Genomic DNA, 14371 nt, shown 5'->3' on the forward strand with positions numbered 1-14371 from the left:
TGCATAGACTCGACCCCATGACCAACCCCGCCGCTGTCCTTCCAGCCGCACGCCCGGTAAAACGCTGGTTGAGTGGCCAGGCATCCCCAATTTGGTCGGTGCTGGCTCTGCTCTTGGTGTTGCCGGTGGCAGGAATGTCCCTGTTCAGGGCGGTCGCCACGGAGTGGCCGCTGGTGGTTGTTCAATTGTTGTCGTTCACCCCGTGGATGGCGCTGCCCTCGGCCCTGGCGATGGTCCTTGCGTTCGCGGGGCGTCGCCTGTGGGTCATCATCACGACGGCGGCCCTGCTGGCTCTCCAGCTGTTCTGGCTGTTTCCGCTTGACGGCGGAAGGGAAACCGTTCCTGCCGGGACCGCGACTGTTTCCCTGAAGGTAATGAGCCTCAACACTGAATACGGTGAGGCTGACGCAAGTGCCATCGTGAAGCTGGTTCGAGACAACGGGGTCCAACTCTTGACCCTCCAGGAACATTCGCAGGGGCTGGAAGACCGTCTGCGCTCCGAGGGCCTGGAGTCAATACTGCCGAACCTTGTCAGTGAACCCAACGATGACGCTTCCGGTGGCGCCGTGTATTCCGTGTTTCCTTTGCAGCCGGAGGGACTTCTGCCTGATACACCGTTCCGGATGGACGTCACGCGGGTCCTCATCACAGATCCGGTCAGCATCACCGATCCGGGCAGCTCCAAGGCCACGTTGAACCTCACGAACGTTCATGCTCTGCCCCCGGTTGATGAGCGGATCCAGCAGTGGCGCAGCGACCTCGTCCAGGTTGCCCGACAGGCCTCCCGTCCGGGACATCACCTGCTGATGGGCGACTACAACTCCACCTACGATCACTCCGAGTTCCGGGCCTTGCTCGACCCCGCACTGGGCGGTGGACAGGACGGCAAAAAGCTCGTCGACGTCGGAACAGCCTCAGGCGGGCGGTTCTCTCCCACTTGGCCAATGGAGGGACCACCTCTTCCGGGAATCGTGATCGACCATATGGTTACCTCGCCCCGGATCAGCAGCAGCGGCTACGGAGTCCACCAGGTTTCCGGTTCTGACCATGCCGCCATTGTGGCAACGCTGATTATCCCCGCCAATTAGAAGGTGCCGTGTAGAAGGTGCTGTGCTTTAGCTGTCCTTGCGGATGAGCTTGTGGTTGGCCGCCTGCGCAACAGGGCGGATAACGATCTGGTCCAGGTTGATGTGGTGTGGCAGCGAGACTGCGTACTTGACGACGTCGGCCACATCCTCTGCCGTGAGGGGCTTTTCGACTCCGGCATAAACCTTGGCGGCTGCGTCCTTGTCGCCCAGCCGGTTGAGGGCAAATTCCTCAGTGTGGACCAGTCCCGGTGCTACCTCGATAACCCGGATGTTGTTACCCACTTCTTCCAGCCTCAGGGCGGTGGTCATCGCGTGCTGGGCAAACTTTGCCGCGTTGTATCCGGCGCCGCCTTCGTAAGCAGCCAGTCCGGCGGTGGATGTCAGGTTCAGGACAGTTCCTTCCCCGTCCTCCCTCAACATCGGAAGGAATGCCCGGGTGATTTTCATGGTGCCCAGGACGTTGACCTGGTACATCCACTCCCAATCCTCAGTATCGGCGTTCGCGATCGTGTCGGCGCCCCGGGCACCGCCGGCAATGTTGATGAGGGTATCGGCTCCCCCGGCTTTGGAAACAGCCTGCAAAAGGGCTGCCACGTCGTCGTCGCTGGTGATGTCAGCCGCGAACGGAATGGCGCCGGTTTCGGCACCCAGCGCGCCCAACCGATCGGCCCTGCGGGCAACCGCAAAGACCTTCCAGCCTGTGGAGGCCAGCGCCCGCACCGTAGCCTCGCCAATGCCCGTGCTCGCGCCGGTTACTACTGCCGTTTTGTTCTGTACTGGATGAGCCGTCTGTGCTGCCAAAGTCATGGCACCACACTATCCGCAGGCCTCAAGCATCTGCTCGGCCGAGCAGGAAGTCGCGTAACACCGCGGCATGGTTGACCTGCGGATCCCGTGCGGCATAAAGCAGGGTGACCCGCGGATTCGACGCCGCCAACTCCAGCAAGGTCGGAACTGCGGGATTTCCGTCCAACTCAGCCTCGTACTGCTGCCTGAAATCGGCGAATCGTTCCTGCATGTGGGCGAACCCGGTCCGCAACGGCGGCGATGGGGCAACGTCCTTGAGCCAAAGATCCAAGTGGGCTTTGTCCTTGGACACCCCGCGCGGCCAGAGACGGTCCACTAAAACCCGGAAGCCGTCGTCGTCAGTGGGTTCATCGTAGATGCGTTTGAGGACGAAAACGCTTTGATGGCCAGCCATGACGGCATGCTACGGCAAGCCGCCGGCCTGGGCCATGAAACAATTGACCCATGGCTGAATCAACGCAGGGTACAGACACGCCCGCCACCGCCCCCATCAACGTTCCCGACAAACCGGCCCTCGAAGGCCTGGAGGCCACGCTGACGCGGCGCTGGCTGAACGAAGGAACCTACAAGTTCAACCCGGACACCACCCGGGAGCAGGTCTACTCGATCGACACTCCCCCGCCGACCGCCTCGGGCTCCCTGCATGTGGGGCACATGTTCTCGTTCACCCAGACGGACGTCCAGGCCCGCTACATGCGCATGACCGGAAAGAACGTCTTCTACCCCATGGGTTGGGACGACAACGGCCTGCCCACCGAGCGTCGCGTCCAGAACTACTACGGTGTGCGCTGCGATCCCGCCATCCCCTACAACGCCGACTACCGTCCTCCCGCACAGCCTGCCAAGAACCAGCGCGATTTCGACGTCGTTTCCCGGCAGAACTTCATCGAGCTGTGCGAGGAACTCGCTGTCGAGGATGAGAAAGTCTTCGAGAACCTCTTCCAGACCCTCGGTTTGTCCGTGGACTGGGACCTGACCTACCGCACCATCGACGACACCTCCCGTGCGGTGTCCCAGCGAGCCTTCCTCGCCAACCTCTCTGCCGGCGACGCTTACATGGCCGAGGCGCCCACGCTGTGGGACGTTACCTTCCGCACCGCCGTTGCCCAGGCTGAGCTGGAGGACCGCGAGGTTGCCGGCGCATACTACCGCTACCCCTTCTTCACCGAAGACGGCGAAAAGATCTTCATCGAAACCACGCGCCCGGAGCTTCTTGCCGCCTGCGCTGCCCTGGTGGCAAACCCCGACGACGAACGGTACAAGCCGCTCTTCGGCAAAACAGTGAAATCCCCGCTGTTCGATGTAGAGCTTGAAGTCAAGGCCCACCTGCTCGCCAAGGCGGACAAGGGTTCCGGCATTGCCATGGTCTGCACCTTTGGTGACCTCACCGACGTCACCTGGTGGCGTGAACTGCAGTTGCCTACACGCGCCATCATGGGCCGCGACGGCCGCATCATCGCCGAAACCCCGGAATGGATCACCACCGACGCCGGCAAGGAAGCCTACGCTGCGATCGCCGGCAAGACGGCTTTCTCCGCTAAAGAAGCAGTCGTAGAGCTCCTCACTGCAGCAGACCTGTTGGACGGCGAACCAAAGAAGATCACGCACCCTGTGAACTTCTTCGAAAAGGGCGACAAGCCCCTGGAGGTCGTGACCTCACGCCAGTGGTACATCCGCAACGGCGGGCGAGACGAAGAACGCCGCGAACGCCTGATCGGCCGCGGCCAGGAAATCGCCTTCCACCCCTCCTTCATGCGATCCCGCTACGAGAACTGGATTGCGGGACTGAACGGCGACTGGCTCGTATCGCGCCAACGCTTCTTCGGCGTGCCCATCCCCGTCTGGTACCCCCTGGATGCGCAGGGCAACCCGGACTACGACCACCCCATCCTGCCCTCGGACGACATGCTCCCCGTGGATCCCGCCGCAGATGCAGCCCCTGGCTTTGAGGAAGCGCAGCGCGATCAGGCCAACGGCTTCACAGGTGACGCCGACGTCCTGGACACCTGGGCCACCTCCTCCCTTACCCCGCAGATCGTGGGTGGCTGGAGCCGTGACGAGGAACTGTTCTCAAAGGTCTACCCCTTCGACCTCCGCCCCCAGGGTCACGACATCATCCGCACGTGGCTGTTCTCCTCCGCTGTCCGTGCCGATGCCCTGCAGAAGAGCGCGCCTTGGAAGCACGCAGCTATCTCCGGATGGATTCTTGACCCGGACCGCAAAAAGATGTCCAAGTCCAAGGGCAACGTGGTTGTCCCCACGGACGTCCTGAACGAGTTCGGCTCAGACGCCGTCCGCTACTGGGCAGCTTCGGCCAAGCTCGGCGCAGACACGGCGTATGAGATCGCGCAGATGAAGATCGGCCGTCGGTTGGCCATCAAGCTGCTCAACGCCTCCAAGTTCGTATTGAACCTTGGCGCCACCGAAAACTCTGTGGTGTCCAGCGATCTCTCCGTGCTGACCAATCCGCTGGACCGGGCACTGCTCGCTCAGTTGTCGGACGTCGTGGCCCAGTCCACCAAGGCCTTCGAAAACTACGACTACGCCCGGGCACTGCAGATCAGCGAGTCATTCTTCTGGCAGTTCACTGATGACTACGTCGAGTTGATCAAGGACCGCGCCTACGGTGCGGCCGGGGACTCGGAGCAAGCATCCGTGCTGGCTGCCCTGGCCACCACCTTGGATTCCTTGCTGCGCCTTTTCGCGCCGTTCCTGCCCTTCGCAACCGAAGAGGTGTGGAGCTGGTGGCGCACTGGCTCGGTTCACCGCGCCCAGTGGCCGGCCGCACTGGAAATCGCCGATGGCGACACCACGATGCTTGGCACTGTTGGCGTAGCACTGAGTGGCATCCGCAAGGCCAAGTCCGAGGCCAAAGTGAAGCAGCGCACCGCAGTACTCTCGGCCTCCATCACGGCCAATGAAATGCTGGTTGCACAGCTGAAGGCCGGACTCGGAGACCTGAAGGCCGCCGCTAACGCCCAGGAGATTGCACTCCAGTCCGGCGAGGGTGAGCTGACGGTCAGCGACGTCGTCCTGGCACCAGCAGAAGAAACGCCCGCCGTCTAGAATTTTTGGGCAAAGGGGAAGCCCCATCAGCGTTTTGCCGTTGGTGGGGCTTCGACTTTTCGGCTGTCTGGTGACGGCTTGACAGTCTGGCGGAATCCTCGGAATTTCAGGTCTTACTACCTCGTCACTGGTAGCTTGCTTCCAACTTTGCCAAAGGCTGCGTTGGTTGCATATCACTGAATCTTTGGTTTCCGTGTCCCTCTTCTTTCGAAGTGGGTAAGAACCATTGTGGTCCCGCCCGGGTCCATGCACAAGGGGCCCGGCAGAACTACAATCCTGTAGTTCTGCGGGGCCCTTTCGCATAGCTTTTCCTGCAGCCGGGGCAAAGCTATGGCAGAGTATGGTCATGCCGGAACTTCCCGAAGTGCACGGCCTGTGCACGTATCTGGACACCCAGCTCCACGGAGCTGTACTGAACAGCGTCCGCATTAACTCCATCGCCGCCCTGAAGACCGCTGATCCGCCATACAGCGCACTTGAGGGCCGCACCATCCAGGGCACGCAGCGCTTCGGCAAGTTCATTTGCCTCGATGCTGACGGCCTGTTTTTCGTTTTCCACCTGGCAAAGGCTGGCTGGGTCCGTTATACGGAGCATCCCTCATCAGCAGGTTTGCGCATGGGCAAGAGCAATATCGCGGCCAGGCTACTGCTGCACCGGGAGTCCGACGATGCCCATATCGGCCTTGACCTGACAGAAGCCGGCACCAAGAAAAGCCTCGCCATCTACGTGGTCCGGGATCCCTTGGATGTTCCTGGAATCGCAACCCTGGGCCCTGAGCCGCTCAGCCCCGACTTCGACGAAGAAGCCTTGGCAGCAATCCTGAGGTCAAGCTCCCAACAGATCAAGGGACTTCTTCGCAGCCAAAGTGTTATCGCAGGGATCGGCAACGCCTATAGCGACGAGATTCTGCACGCTGCCAAAATCTCGCCCTTTGCCATCGCCAAGACGCTCGACGGCGAAACGGTGCAGCGGCTCTACGATGCCATGCAGGAAGTTCTGGTGGGTGCCGTCAACGCGGCAGCCGGAAAGCCTTCCAGCGAGCTGAAGGACACCAAGCGAAGCAATTTCAGGGTGCATGCCCGGACCGGGCTGCCGTGCCCTGTTTGCGGAGATACAGTGCGTGAGGTGTCCTTCGCCGACACCTCACTTCAGTACTGTGCCACCTGCCAAACCCATGGAAAGATCCTCGCAGACCGGCGCACATCACGCTTCCTGAAGTAGGGCGCTGAACCCCAGCCTGTTGAATCCCGGGCTTTCCCTAGTTGAACTCCGGGCTTTCCCTAGTTGAACTCAGGGCTTTCGGTGCGGCTGCGCTTGAGTTCGAAGAAGTGTGGGTACCCGGCAAGGGTCACCGTGGCATCCCAAAGCTGTCCCGCCTCTTCGCCCCTCGGAATCCGGGTGAGTACCGGGCCGAAGAAGGCCGTGCCATTTACGGCGACCACGGGTGTTCCGACATCCTGGCCTACCAGGGAGATGCCGGCCTCGTGACTGGCTCGCAGCTGGGCGTCGTACTCCTCTGAATCCGCGAAGCCTGCCAGCTCAGCAGGAAGGCCTACCTCTGCCAGCGCTTTCTGGATCACGGAACTGCGGTCCTTGTTGCCTTCATGGTGGATCTGCTCCCCCATGGCGTCGTACAAAGGCTTAATATAGCTGCTGCCATGGAGCTCCTGGGCAGCAATGATCACGCGAACAGGACCCCAGCTGTCGTCCATCATTGCCCTGTAATTCCCGGGAAGGTCACGGCCCTCATTCAGGACGGACAAGCTCATGACATGCCATTCGGTCTCAATACCACGCACTTGTTCCACCTCGCCGATCCAGCGCGATGTGATCCACGCGAAGGGACAAACGGGATCGAACCAGAAATCGGCTTTGTTGACGGGCTGCTCAGGCAAATTCTGTTCGGACAGATTCTGTTCGGGCACAGGAAACTCCTTGAAAGAGTGAAAACGGGCGTAGGGCAAGGCGGATTCAGTGAACCGCCGCTTACTAGGCCAACGGGTGGCTAGGCCGACTTATTCCGACGCTTCGCTACGACGTCGTGTCCAATCATGGTCGGCTGTGCCTTGTTTTCCACGACATCAGCGGTTATGACCACAGTTGCGATGTCATCCCTGCTCGGGAGATCAAACATGACGGGCAGCAACACTTCTTCCATGATGGCCCTCAAGCCGCGGGCGCCGGTGCCGCGCTCAAGAGCTTGGTCTGCGATGGCATCCAACGCGTCGTCGTCGAATTGCAGCTCCACACCATCCAACTGGAACATCTTCTGGTATTGCTTCACCAAGGCGTTCTTGGGCGTGGAGAGGATCTGAATCAACGCAGGACGGTCAAGATTCGAGACGGTGGTGATCACCGGCAGGCGGCCGATGAACTCCGGAATGAGTCCGAACTTCAGCAGGTCCTCGGGCATGACTTCACCGTAGGTGTCCACGTTGTCCCGGACCTCATTCAGCGGCGCCCCGAAGCCGATGCCCTTGCGCCCGGACCGGGAACCGATGATGTCCTCGAGCCCGGCAAATGCGCCTGCCACGATGAAGAGCACATTGGTGGTATCGATCTGGATGAATTCCTGGTGCGGATGCTTACGTCCACCCTGGGGCGGCACGGAGGCGACCGTGCCTTCGAGGATCTTCAGCAGGGCCTGCTGGACTCCTTCGCCGGAGACATCCCGGGTAATCGAGGGGTTCTCGCTCTTGCGTGAAATTTTGTCGATCTCGTCAATGTAGATAATGCCTTGTTCGGCTTTCTTGACGTCGTAATCGGCGGCCTGGATGAGCTTGAGCAGGATGTTCTCAACATCCTCGCCGACATAGCCTGCCTCCGTGAGCGCCGTGGCATCGGCTACAGCGAAGGGCACGTTCAGCCTCCGTGCGAGCGTTTGCGCCAAGTACGTCTTGCCACAACCTGTTGGGCCAATCAGCAGGATGTTGGATTTGGCGATCTCCACATCCTCGTGATGAGGGCCCTCACCAAGGCTGCCGGCCTTGGGAGCATGGCCGGCCTGGATGCGCTTGTAGTGGTTGTACACGGCAACCGCCAGCGACCGCTTGGCAGGTTCCTGACCGATGACGTATTCCTGCAGGAAATCGAAGATCTCACGGGGCTTGGGGAGTTCGAAGCTGCCAAGGTCCGAAACTTCCGCAAGTTCTTCTTCGATGATCTCGTTGCAAAGCTCGATGCACTCATCGCAGATGTAGACACCGGGCCCGGCAATCAGCTTCCGTACCTGCTTCTGGCTCTTTCCGCAGAAAGAACACTTCAGCAGATCCGTGCTCTCGCCAATCCGAGCCATGTGGGAATCCCTTCGTTACATGCGGGTGATGCGGCACCGGGCCGTACTTAAGTGTGCAGCGTGGCCGGGGTTGGCACCACCGTGACACCATCCACTCTAGGTCACAATGGGCTGCTTGGGTGGAAACAGAACGCCGGTGCGGTTCATATTTCGCGAACCGCACCGGCGTCGATTTCCGTATGCTACCGGGCGATTGCCTGGGGCTTGATCTTGCGGGAGTCCAGCACTTGGTCGATCAGGCCATAGCTCATGGCCTCTGCCGCGGTGAGGATCTTATCGCGCTCGATGTCGTTGTTGACCTGCTCGGACGTGCGGCCCGAGTGATGTGCCAAAGTGTCCTCAAGCCATGTACGCATGCGCATGACTTCAGCAGCCTGGATCTCGAGGTCGGATGCCTGGCCGCCCTGGCCGCCGGACAACGCCGGCTGGTGGATCAGCACGCGTGCGTTCGGCAGTGCCAGCCGCTTGCCGGGAGTTCCCGCTGCAAGCAGTACAGCAGCCGCGCTGGCTGCCTGGCCCAGGCACACCGTCTGGATCTCCGGACGAATGTACTGCATCGTGTCGTAGATCGCCGTCATGGCCGTAAACGATCCACCTGGCGAGTTGATGTACAGCGTGATGTCGCGGTCCGGATCCGTCGATTCAAGGACCAGCAGCTGGGCCATGATGTCATCGGCAGAAGCGTCGTCAACCTGGACGCCGAGGAAGATGATGCGGTCCTCGAACAGCTTGGTGTACGGATCCTGGCGCTTGAAGCCGTACGGTGTGCGCTCTTCGAACTGGGGCAGGACGTAGCGGCTGGTTGGGAGATTACCGGCAGACCATCCGAAGTTGTAGTTCATGTCATTACTCCTGGGGGTTTCAGTGGTTCTTGGTGCCGGTTAGTTTTCGGAGCCTGGCTCGGAGTTCGACTGGTTGGCCGTTCCACCGCCACCAGCTACCGAGCCTGCGTGAGCCGAGATCTTATCGAAGAAGCCGTACTCCAAAGCCTCTGTGGCCGTGAACCATTTGTCGCGGTCATTGTCCTTGAGGATGGTCTCCACAGTCTGACCTGTCTGTTCAGCGGTGAGTTCCGCCATGACCTTCTTCATGTGCAGGATCAGTTCGGCCTGGATCTTGATATCCGAGGCAGTGCCACCGATTCCACCGGAAGGCTGGTGCATGAGGATACGGGCGTTGGGGGTGGCGTAGCGCTTCCCCTTGGTCCCGGAGGAGAGCAGGAACTGCCCCATGGAAGCAGCCAGGCCGGTGGCAACAGTGACAACATCGTTGGGGATGAACTGCATGGTGTCGTAGATGGCCATGCCGGCCGTCACGGAGCCACCGGGTGAGTTGATGTAAAGGTAGATGTCCTTCTCGGGGTCTTCAGCCGAGAGGAGGAGCAGCTGGGAGCAGATGGCGTTGGCGTTCTCGTCACGGACTTCAGAGCCAAGCCAGATGATGCGCTCTTTCAGCAGGCGGTTGTAGATGTAGTTGTCCTGGGCTGCGGGATCGACAGTTGCCATCCGGGGAGCCTCTGATTGCTGTGACATAAGTACTTACCTCTCGCTGGTGCCAGTGACCTCACTGAACTTCACTACTTGGACACTAACCGTTTTCACTGAGGATTTGTTCGCCGGAATCGCGCTGTTCGCTGACGGCGCACGATTGAAGCAGGCCCGCGGATCCGGCGCCCTGATTGTTTGAGGGCTTGTCCGTTCAGGGCTTAAAACAAACCGACCCCGGATCACTGATCCGGGGTCGGTAGATGCGTTATTGACTAGAACTTCACGGCTGCGGGGTCATCGCTGGCGACGACATCCGCTTCCTCGCCGCTTTCGACAGGTGCAGCCTCATCGGCAGCAACTTCGCCGGCAGGGCGGACGAAATCGCTCAGGTCAACCTTGTTGCCTTCAGAGTCAACGACCTCGGCCTGGCCCAGCACAACGGCCAGTGCCTTGCGGCGGCGTACCTCGGAAACCATCATGGGGACCTGGCCGCTCTGATCGATGATCTGGGCGAACTGGTTCGGATCCATGCCGTACTGGCTTGCGGTGCTGACGATGTAGTCGATCAGCTCGTTCTGGCTGACGTCAACTTCTTCCTTGTCCGCAATGGCGTCAAGGATGACCTCGTTCTGGAAGGCGCGCTCAGTGTTTGCCTTGACCTCAGCGCGGTGCTCCTCGGTGTCGTGGTCACCTTCGCCGTGGGCGTTCTCCGGGTTGAAGTGAGCTTCGATCTGCTCTTCGACAACCGAAGCCGGAACCGGGACCTCGACGAGCTCTACAAGCTTGTCCAGAACCTTGTCGCGGGCCTCAACACCCTGTCCGACGACCTTGGAATCTGCAGCCTGCTTGGCGAGGTCCTCGCGGAGCTCATCAAGGGTGTCGAATTCCGAGGCCAGCTGTGCAAAGTCGTCGTTGGCTTCAGGAAGCTCGCGCTCCTTGACGGCCTTGACAACAACCTTGACCTGGGCTGCCTCGCCGGCGTGGTCGCCGCCAACGAGTGTGGTGTCGAAGATTGCTTCTTCGTCTGCGGACAGGCCGGTCACGGCCTCGTCCAGGCCCTCAAGCATGGTGCCGGCACCAACCTGGTAGGACAAGCCAGAAGCTGAGTCGATTTCTTCGCCATCGATCGTTGCGGTGATGTCGATCGTGAGGAAGTCCTCGTTCTGGGCGGGACGCTCCACGGACTTCAGCGTGCCGAAGCGGCCACGCAGTTCGTCCAGGGCCTTGTCGACGTCTTCAGAGGAGGACTCAGCCGCAGCAACCTCAACCTTGATGCCTGCGTAGTCCGGCAGTTCGATCTCGGGGCGAACGTCAATTTCCACCTGGAACTTAAGCTCGCCATCGGTTGCGGACGGGTCCGGAACCTCAGTGATCTCAACTTCGGGACGGCTCAGGGGGCGAACACCCGTTTCCTGGACAGCGGCCTGGTACCAGCCGTTGAGGCCATCGTTGATGGCGGTTTCCAGGACATAGCCACGACCAACACGCTGGTCAATCAGCTTGGACGGAACCTTGCCCTTGCGGAATCCGGGGACCTGGATCTGCGAAGCAACAGTCTTGTAAGCGGCATCGATGCTCGGCTTCAGTTCCTCAAAGGGAACCTCAACGTTGAGCTTGACCCGCGTGGGGGTGAGGTTCTCGACAGCGCTCTTCACAGTCTAAGTACTCCTGATTTTGTGGGTATGGGGTTCTGCCGCATCCCTGAGGCGGACACGAAACACAGAGTCGGGGTGACAGGATTTGAACCTGCGACTTCCTGCTCCCAAAGCAGGCGCTCTAGCCAAGCTGAGCTACACCCCGAATGCACAGGACAGTCTACGGGCAAGCAGGCCCTGAATGCACATTTGACACCGACGCCGGAATTAGGTTTAGTTGTACCCGGCTTGAACAGCCACCGGGAAGATGTCCTGAGCGAGTGATCCATACAGGGATCGCACAGGAGATCCATACGGGGACGTAGCTTAATGGTAAAGCCTCAGTCTTCCAAACTGATTACGCGGGTTCGATTCCCGTCGTCCCCTCCAGTAAAAAGCCCCAATCCTCGGATTGGGGCTTTTTCGTTGTTGCAGCCGAGGCTACACCTGGCAGCCAGGGCACCAGTACAGTTTGCGGGCGCCGATTTCGGCCATGCCTACCAGCGTTCCGCAAGCGCGGCAGGGCTGCCCTTCGCGCTTATAGACAAAGTGGGCATCGGCGTCGGGCGCTGAGGCGCCGTTACCGGTCCACAGCGCTGGCGGCGTGGTGACAATCCGGCCGTCGCGTACGCCGTCGGACATTGCAAGGACGGCGTCATCCCACAACTTGCCCGCCGTCTCGGCATCAATCGTGTTTCCGGGAGTCCATGGATCCACAGCCTGACGAAAGAGGACCTCGGCACGATAAATATTGCCGACCCCTGCCAGCACCGATTGATCCATCAACAGCAAAGCCACGGCCGTCTTGCGGCGTCGCAACCGACGGACGAACTCGTCCCGGTCCCCCGGGCGGTTACGCAGCGGATCAGGACCCAGCCGGCCCAGTACGCCTTCGGCTTCATGAGACGTAACAGCGGCGCAAGTGGTGGCGCCACGAAGATCGGCCCAGCCGTTGTCGGACACCAGGCGCGCGCGGACGGCACCCACCGGGGCGGGAGGTCCGGCGTAGTGCACGTCAGCACCGGGCTCCACCTCAGCACGGGATGAGGCAGTCTCGCGCTCCCCGATCCGGCGAGGCGCTCCAATGCTGGACGCCCCCGTGAAGGAGCTATCGCCACCAAAGCTCCAAGCGCCATAAAGACCAAGGTGAACGTGGAGGAGAAGATCGTGATCGAACCTGAGGAACAGCTGCTTTCCGTGGGCAACAGCTTCAACCATCACATGACCGCTCAGAAGCTCGGCACCTGCCGCGAATCGCCCCTGTGGACTGGAAACATCCAAACGCCGGCCGCCAAAAACATCGTGGAATTGGCGGGCCAGCCTATGGATGGAGTGCCCCTCAGGCACTACTCGACGATCTCGCCGGTGGTCTCGTAAGCCGCAATCTTGCCGATACGGCGGATGTGGCGTTCATCATTGCTGAAAGGTTCCTGCAGGAAGGCCTCAATGAGTTCGGTTGCTTCTTCCACCGTATGCTGGCGGCCGCCAACGGCCACTACGTTGGCGTCGTTGTGCTCGCGGGCGAGCTTGGCGGTAGAGAGGTTCCAGGCCAGCGCGGCACGCACACCCTTGACCTTGTTGGCGGCAATTTGTTCACCGTTTCCTGAACCACCCAGAACGATGCCCAGCGCGTGCACGCCTGCTTGCTGGTCAGCCACCACTGCAACTCCTGCATTGATGCAGAAGGACGGGTAGTCATCCAGTGCGTCATATTCCTTGGGTCCGTGGTCCACAACCTCGTAGCCCTTGGCCGTGAGGTGGCTGACCAGGTGGGCGCTGAGTTCCATGCCGGCGTGGTCGGTGGCGATGTGGACGCGGGGTGTAGTCACAGGAAGTCCATTCTTTCTGGCGCGCCGGTACGGCACCTGGCCGGGCGCGGCGGTGTGGGATGCGCTACCTAGGTTACCGCGCCCCGGGTTGCTGGGGTTGCCCGCCGTGGTGGGCCCGCTCGGCAGCCCGGTTCAGGATACCGGCGAGTTCGTCCGCGGTTGCCGTAGTCCCTGCACTGAGCGCTACCCTTCCTCCATTAAGTTTCCTTACGACGACGGCCGGTCCGCTGCTGACCAGCATCGCTGTTGCGTCGTCATGATGCCGCCAACCCCATCCACCAAAGTCTGCGGCTTTCACGTCAGCGGGAGCTGCTGCCGCGATGTCGACGGCGGGGACGGTCAGGACCGGCACGATGCCACCTGCGAAGACCTGAAGACCTCCCCTGTCAGCCCGGACGCGGGCGAAGAGGAAGCCGGCGCCAACCAACGCCGCTGCGGCCACCAAGGCTCCCAGCCATGGGACGGCTATCGCGATCAGCGCGGCTGGAAACAGCGTGGACACGATGATCATGATGAAAACTGAACTGCGGGCATGGACCCACATGCGCAGGGTATCCCGTGCGAGGTCCGGGTCCGTGACGTGCAAACGTGCGGCCTCAAGGGCTTCGTCATCCTCCCGCGTCCACCGGGGATCCGGTTTGAAGGCGAACATGAGGACGACTCCCAAGGACACGGCCGCACCACTGCCCATGGCGAGGACGATCGGATCAACGTGGGAAGCGCGCGCGTCCTCCAGTCCCGATTGTCCTACCAGCCCGGCGGCCAGCACTGTTGTCACGAAGAGGCTCACCATGAGGCCAAGACCCATCATGACCCTGCGCATGACCACCGGTCGTGATAGCGGTACGGCCTGCAGGAAGGCGACCCAACCGAAAAAGGTGATCATGGCCGCGCCGCCGGCTACATAGGCGCCGAAGGGAGCAAAGGCGCTGCCGCCGTCGGCGTTCCACATGACTGCTACGGGATCAGGAAGATCGTTTCGCACCATCTGTGCGCATACGACGAAACCTGTGGCCAGCAGCAACGGAAAGGCGAGTGCAAACCTGAGTGCGCGGATATCAAGAGACTCCCTGAACGTTCCCATGGTTCAAAGCTACTCCGTGGCGGCGACACTGTGGTGGCACCTCCTTGCCATCGGCGCGTGGAGTGAAAGAATGGCTTCAC

14 protein-coding genes and 2 tRNA genes are annotated in these 14371 nt (G+C 60.9%); 5 read left to right on the forward strand and 11 right to left on the reverse strand.

What is annotated here, in order from left to right:
* Positions 1–17 precede the first annotated feature (17 nt).
* Entirely contained in the window at positions 18–1088 is a 1071-nt protein-coding gene (locus AB4Y87_RS20660; protein ID WP_442006145.1) for an endonuclease/exonuclease/phosphatase family protein, read from the forward strand.
* Positions 1089–1115: 27 nt separating this feature from the next.
* Here the strand turns inward: AB4Y87_RS20660 and AB4Y87_RS20665 are convergent, their stop codons facing one another.
* Together AB4Y87_RS20665 and AB4Y87_RS20670 are read right to left on the reverse strand one after the other, a co-directional pair.
* Positions 1116–1895: an SDR family oxidoreductase gene (locus AB4Y87_RS20665; RefSeq protein WP_442006146.1), complete on the reverse strand. Its 780-nt coding sequence runs from the start codon at positions 1893–1895 to the stop codon at positions 1116–1118.
* Between the two features lie 22 nt (positions 1896–1917).
* Positions 1918–2289, reverse strand: coding sequence for a DUF488 domain-containing protein (locus tag AB4Y87_RS20670; protein ID WP_442006147.1), 372 nt, complete (start codon positions 2287–2289; stop codon positions 1918–1920).
* A 50-nt stretch (positions 2290–2339) separates the two neighbouring features.
* Between AB4Y87_RS20670 and valS the strand changes: the two genes are divergently transcribed.
* Together valS and AB4Y87_RS20680 are read left to right on the forward strand one after the other, a co-directional pair.
* Positions 2340–4961 carry a valine--tRNA ligase gene (gene valS, locus AB4Y87_RS20675; RefSeq protein ID WP_442006148.1) on the forward strand — a complete coding sequence of 874 codons (2622 nt, stop codon included), beginning with the start codon at positions 2340–2342 and terminating at the stop codon, positions 4959–4961.
* 346 nt (positions 4962–5307) lie between these two features.
* Positions 5308–6183 (forward strand): Fpg/Nei family DNA glycosylase, encoded by an 876-nt coding sequence (locus AB4Y87_RS20680; protein ID WP_442006149.1) that lies wholly within the window; start codon positions 5308–5310, stop codon positions 6181–6183.
* A gap of 59 nt (positions 6184–6242) precedes the next feature.
* Here the strand turns inward: AB4Y87_RS20680 and AB4Y87_RS20685 are convergent, their stop codons facing one another.
* The 4 genes from AB4Y87_RS20685 to AB4Y87_RS20700 form a co-directional block, all read right to left on the reverse strand.
* Positions 6243–6887, reverse strand: coding sequence for a mycothiol-dependent nitroreductase Rv2466c family protein (locus AB4Y87_RS20685; protein ID WP_442006150.1), 645 nt, complete (start codon positions 6885–6887; stop codon positions 6243–6245).
* 80 nt (positions 6888–6967) lie between these two features.
* On the reverse strand, positions 6968–8257 hold the full coding sequence (clpX, locus tag AB4Y87_RS20690) for an ATP-dependent Clp protease ATP-binding subunit ClpX (protein WP_442006151.1): 1290 nt from the start codon (positions 8255–8257) through the stop codon (positions 6968–6970).
* Between the two features lie 182 nt (positions 8258–8439).
* Complete coding sequence (locus AB4Y87_RS20695) at positions 8440–9099, reverse strand: ATP-dependent Clp protease proteolytic subunit (protein ID WP_216925476.1); 660 nt, start codon at positions 9097–9099, stop codon at positions 8440–8442.
* 39 nt (positions 9100–9138) lie between these two features.
* Positions 9139–9762, reverse strand: a complete 624-nt coding sequence (locus AB4Y87_RS20700) for an ATP-dependent Clp protease proteolytic subunit (protein ID WP_275964122.1) — start codon at positions 9760–9762, stop codon at positions 9139–9141.
* Positions 9763–9814: 52 nt separating this feature from the next.
* Between AB4Y87_RS20700 and AB4Y87_RS20705 the strand changes: the two genes are divergently transcribed.
* A complete protein-coding gene (locus AB4Y87_RS20705; protein WP_442006152.1) occupies positions 9815–9943 on the forward strand; it encodes a hypothetical protein in 129 nt (42 codons plus the stop codon).
* Positions 9944–10016: 73 nt separating this feature from the next.
* On the opposite strand, the gene tig is transcribed toward AB4Y87_RS20705, so the two are convergent.
* Both tig and AB4Y87_RS20715 read right to left on the reverse strand, forming a co-directional pair.
* Complete coding sequence (tig, locus tag AB4Y87_RS20710) at positions 10017–11399, reverse strand: trigger factor (RefSeq protein ID WP_442006153.1); 1383 nt, start codon at positions 11397–11399, stop codon at positions 10017–10019.
* A 70-nt stretch (positions 11400–11469) separates the two neighbouring features.
* A tRNA-Pro gene (locus AB4Y87_RS20715) sits at positions 11470–11544 on the reverse strand.
* A gap of 150 nt (positions 11545–11694) precedes the next feature.
* On the opposite strand from AB4Y87_RS20715, the gene AB4Y87_RS20720 reads away from it, so the two are divergent.
* A tRNA-Gly gene (locus AB4Y87_RS20720) sits at positions 11695–11768 on the forward strand.
* Between the two features lie 51 nt (positions 11769–11819).
* Here the strand turns inward: AB4Y87_RS20720 and AB4Y87_RS20725 are convergent.
* The 3 genes from AB4Y87_RS20725 to AB4Y87_RS20735 form a co-directional block, all read right to left on the reverse strand.
* Positions 11820–12725, reverse strand: coding sequence for an Fpg/Nei family DNA glycosylase (locus AB4Y87_RS20725; RefSeq protein ID WP_442006154.1), 906 nt, complete (start codon positions 12723–12725; stop codon positions 11820–11822).
* Positions 12725–13207, reverse strand: a complete 483-nt coding sequence (locus tag AB4Y87_RS20730; RefSeq protein WP_223933158.1) for a ribose-5-phosphate isomerase — start codon at positions 13205–13207, stop codon at positions 12725–12727. Before AB4Y87_RS20730 ends, AB4Y87_RS20725 begins: the two co-directional genes overlap by 1 nt.
* A gap of 73 nt (positions 13208–13280) precedes the next feature.
* The gene (locus AB4Y87_RS20735; protein ID WP_442006155.1) at positions 13281–14291 is read right to left on the reverse strand and encodes a hypothetical protein; all 1011 of its coding nucleotides are present in this window, start codon (positions 14289–14291) and stop codon (positions 13281–13283) included.
* Between the last annotated feature and the right edge of the window lie 80 nt (positions 14292–14371).

This window comes from Paenarthrobacter sp. RAF54_2, assembly GCF_052113945.1.
In the GTDB taxonomy this organism is placed as follows: domain Bacteria; phylum Actinomycetota; class Actinomycetes; order Actinomycetales; family Micrococcaceae; genus Arthrobacter.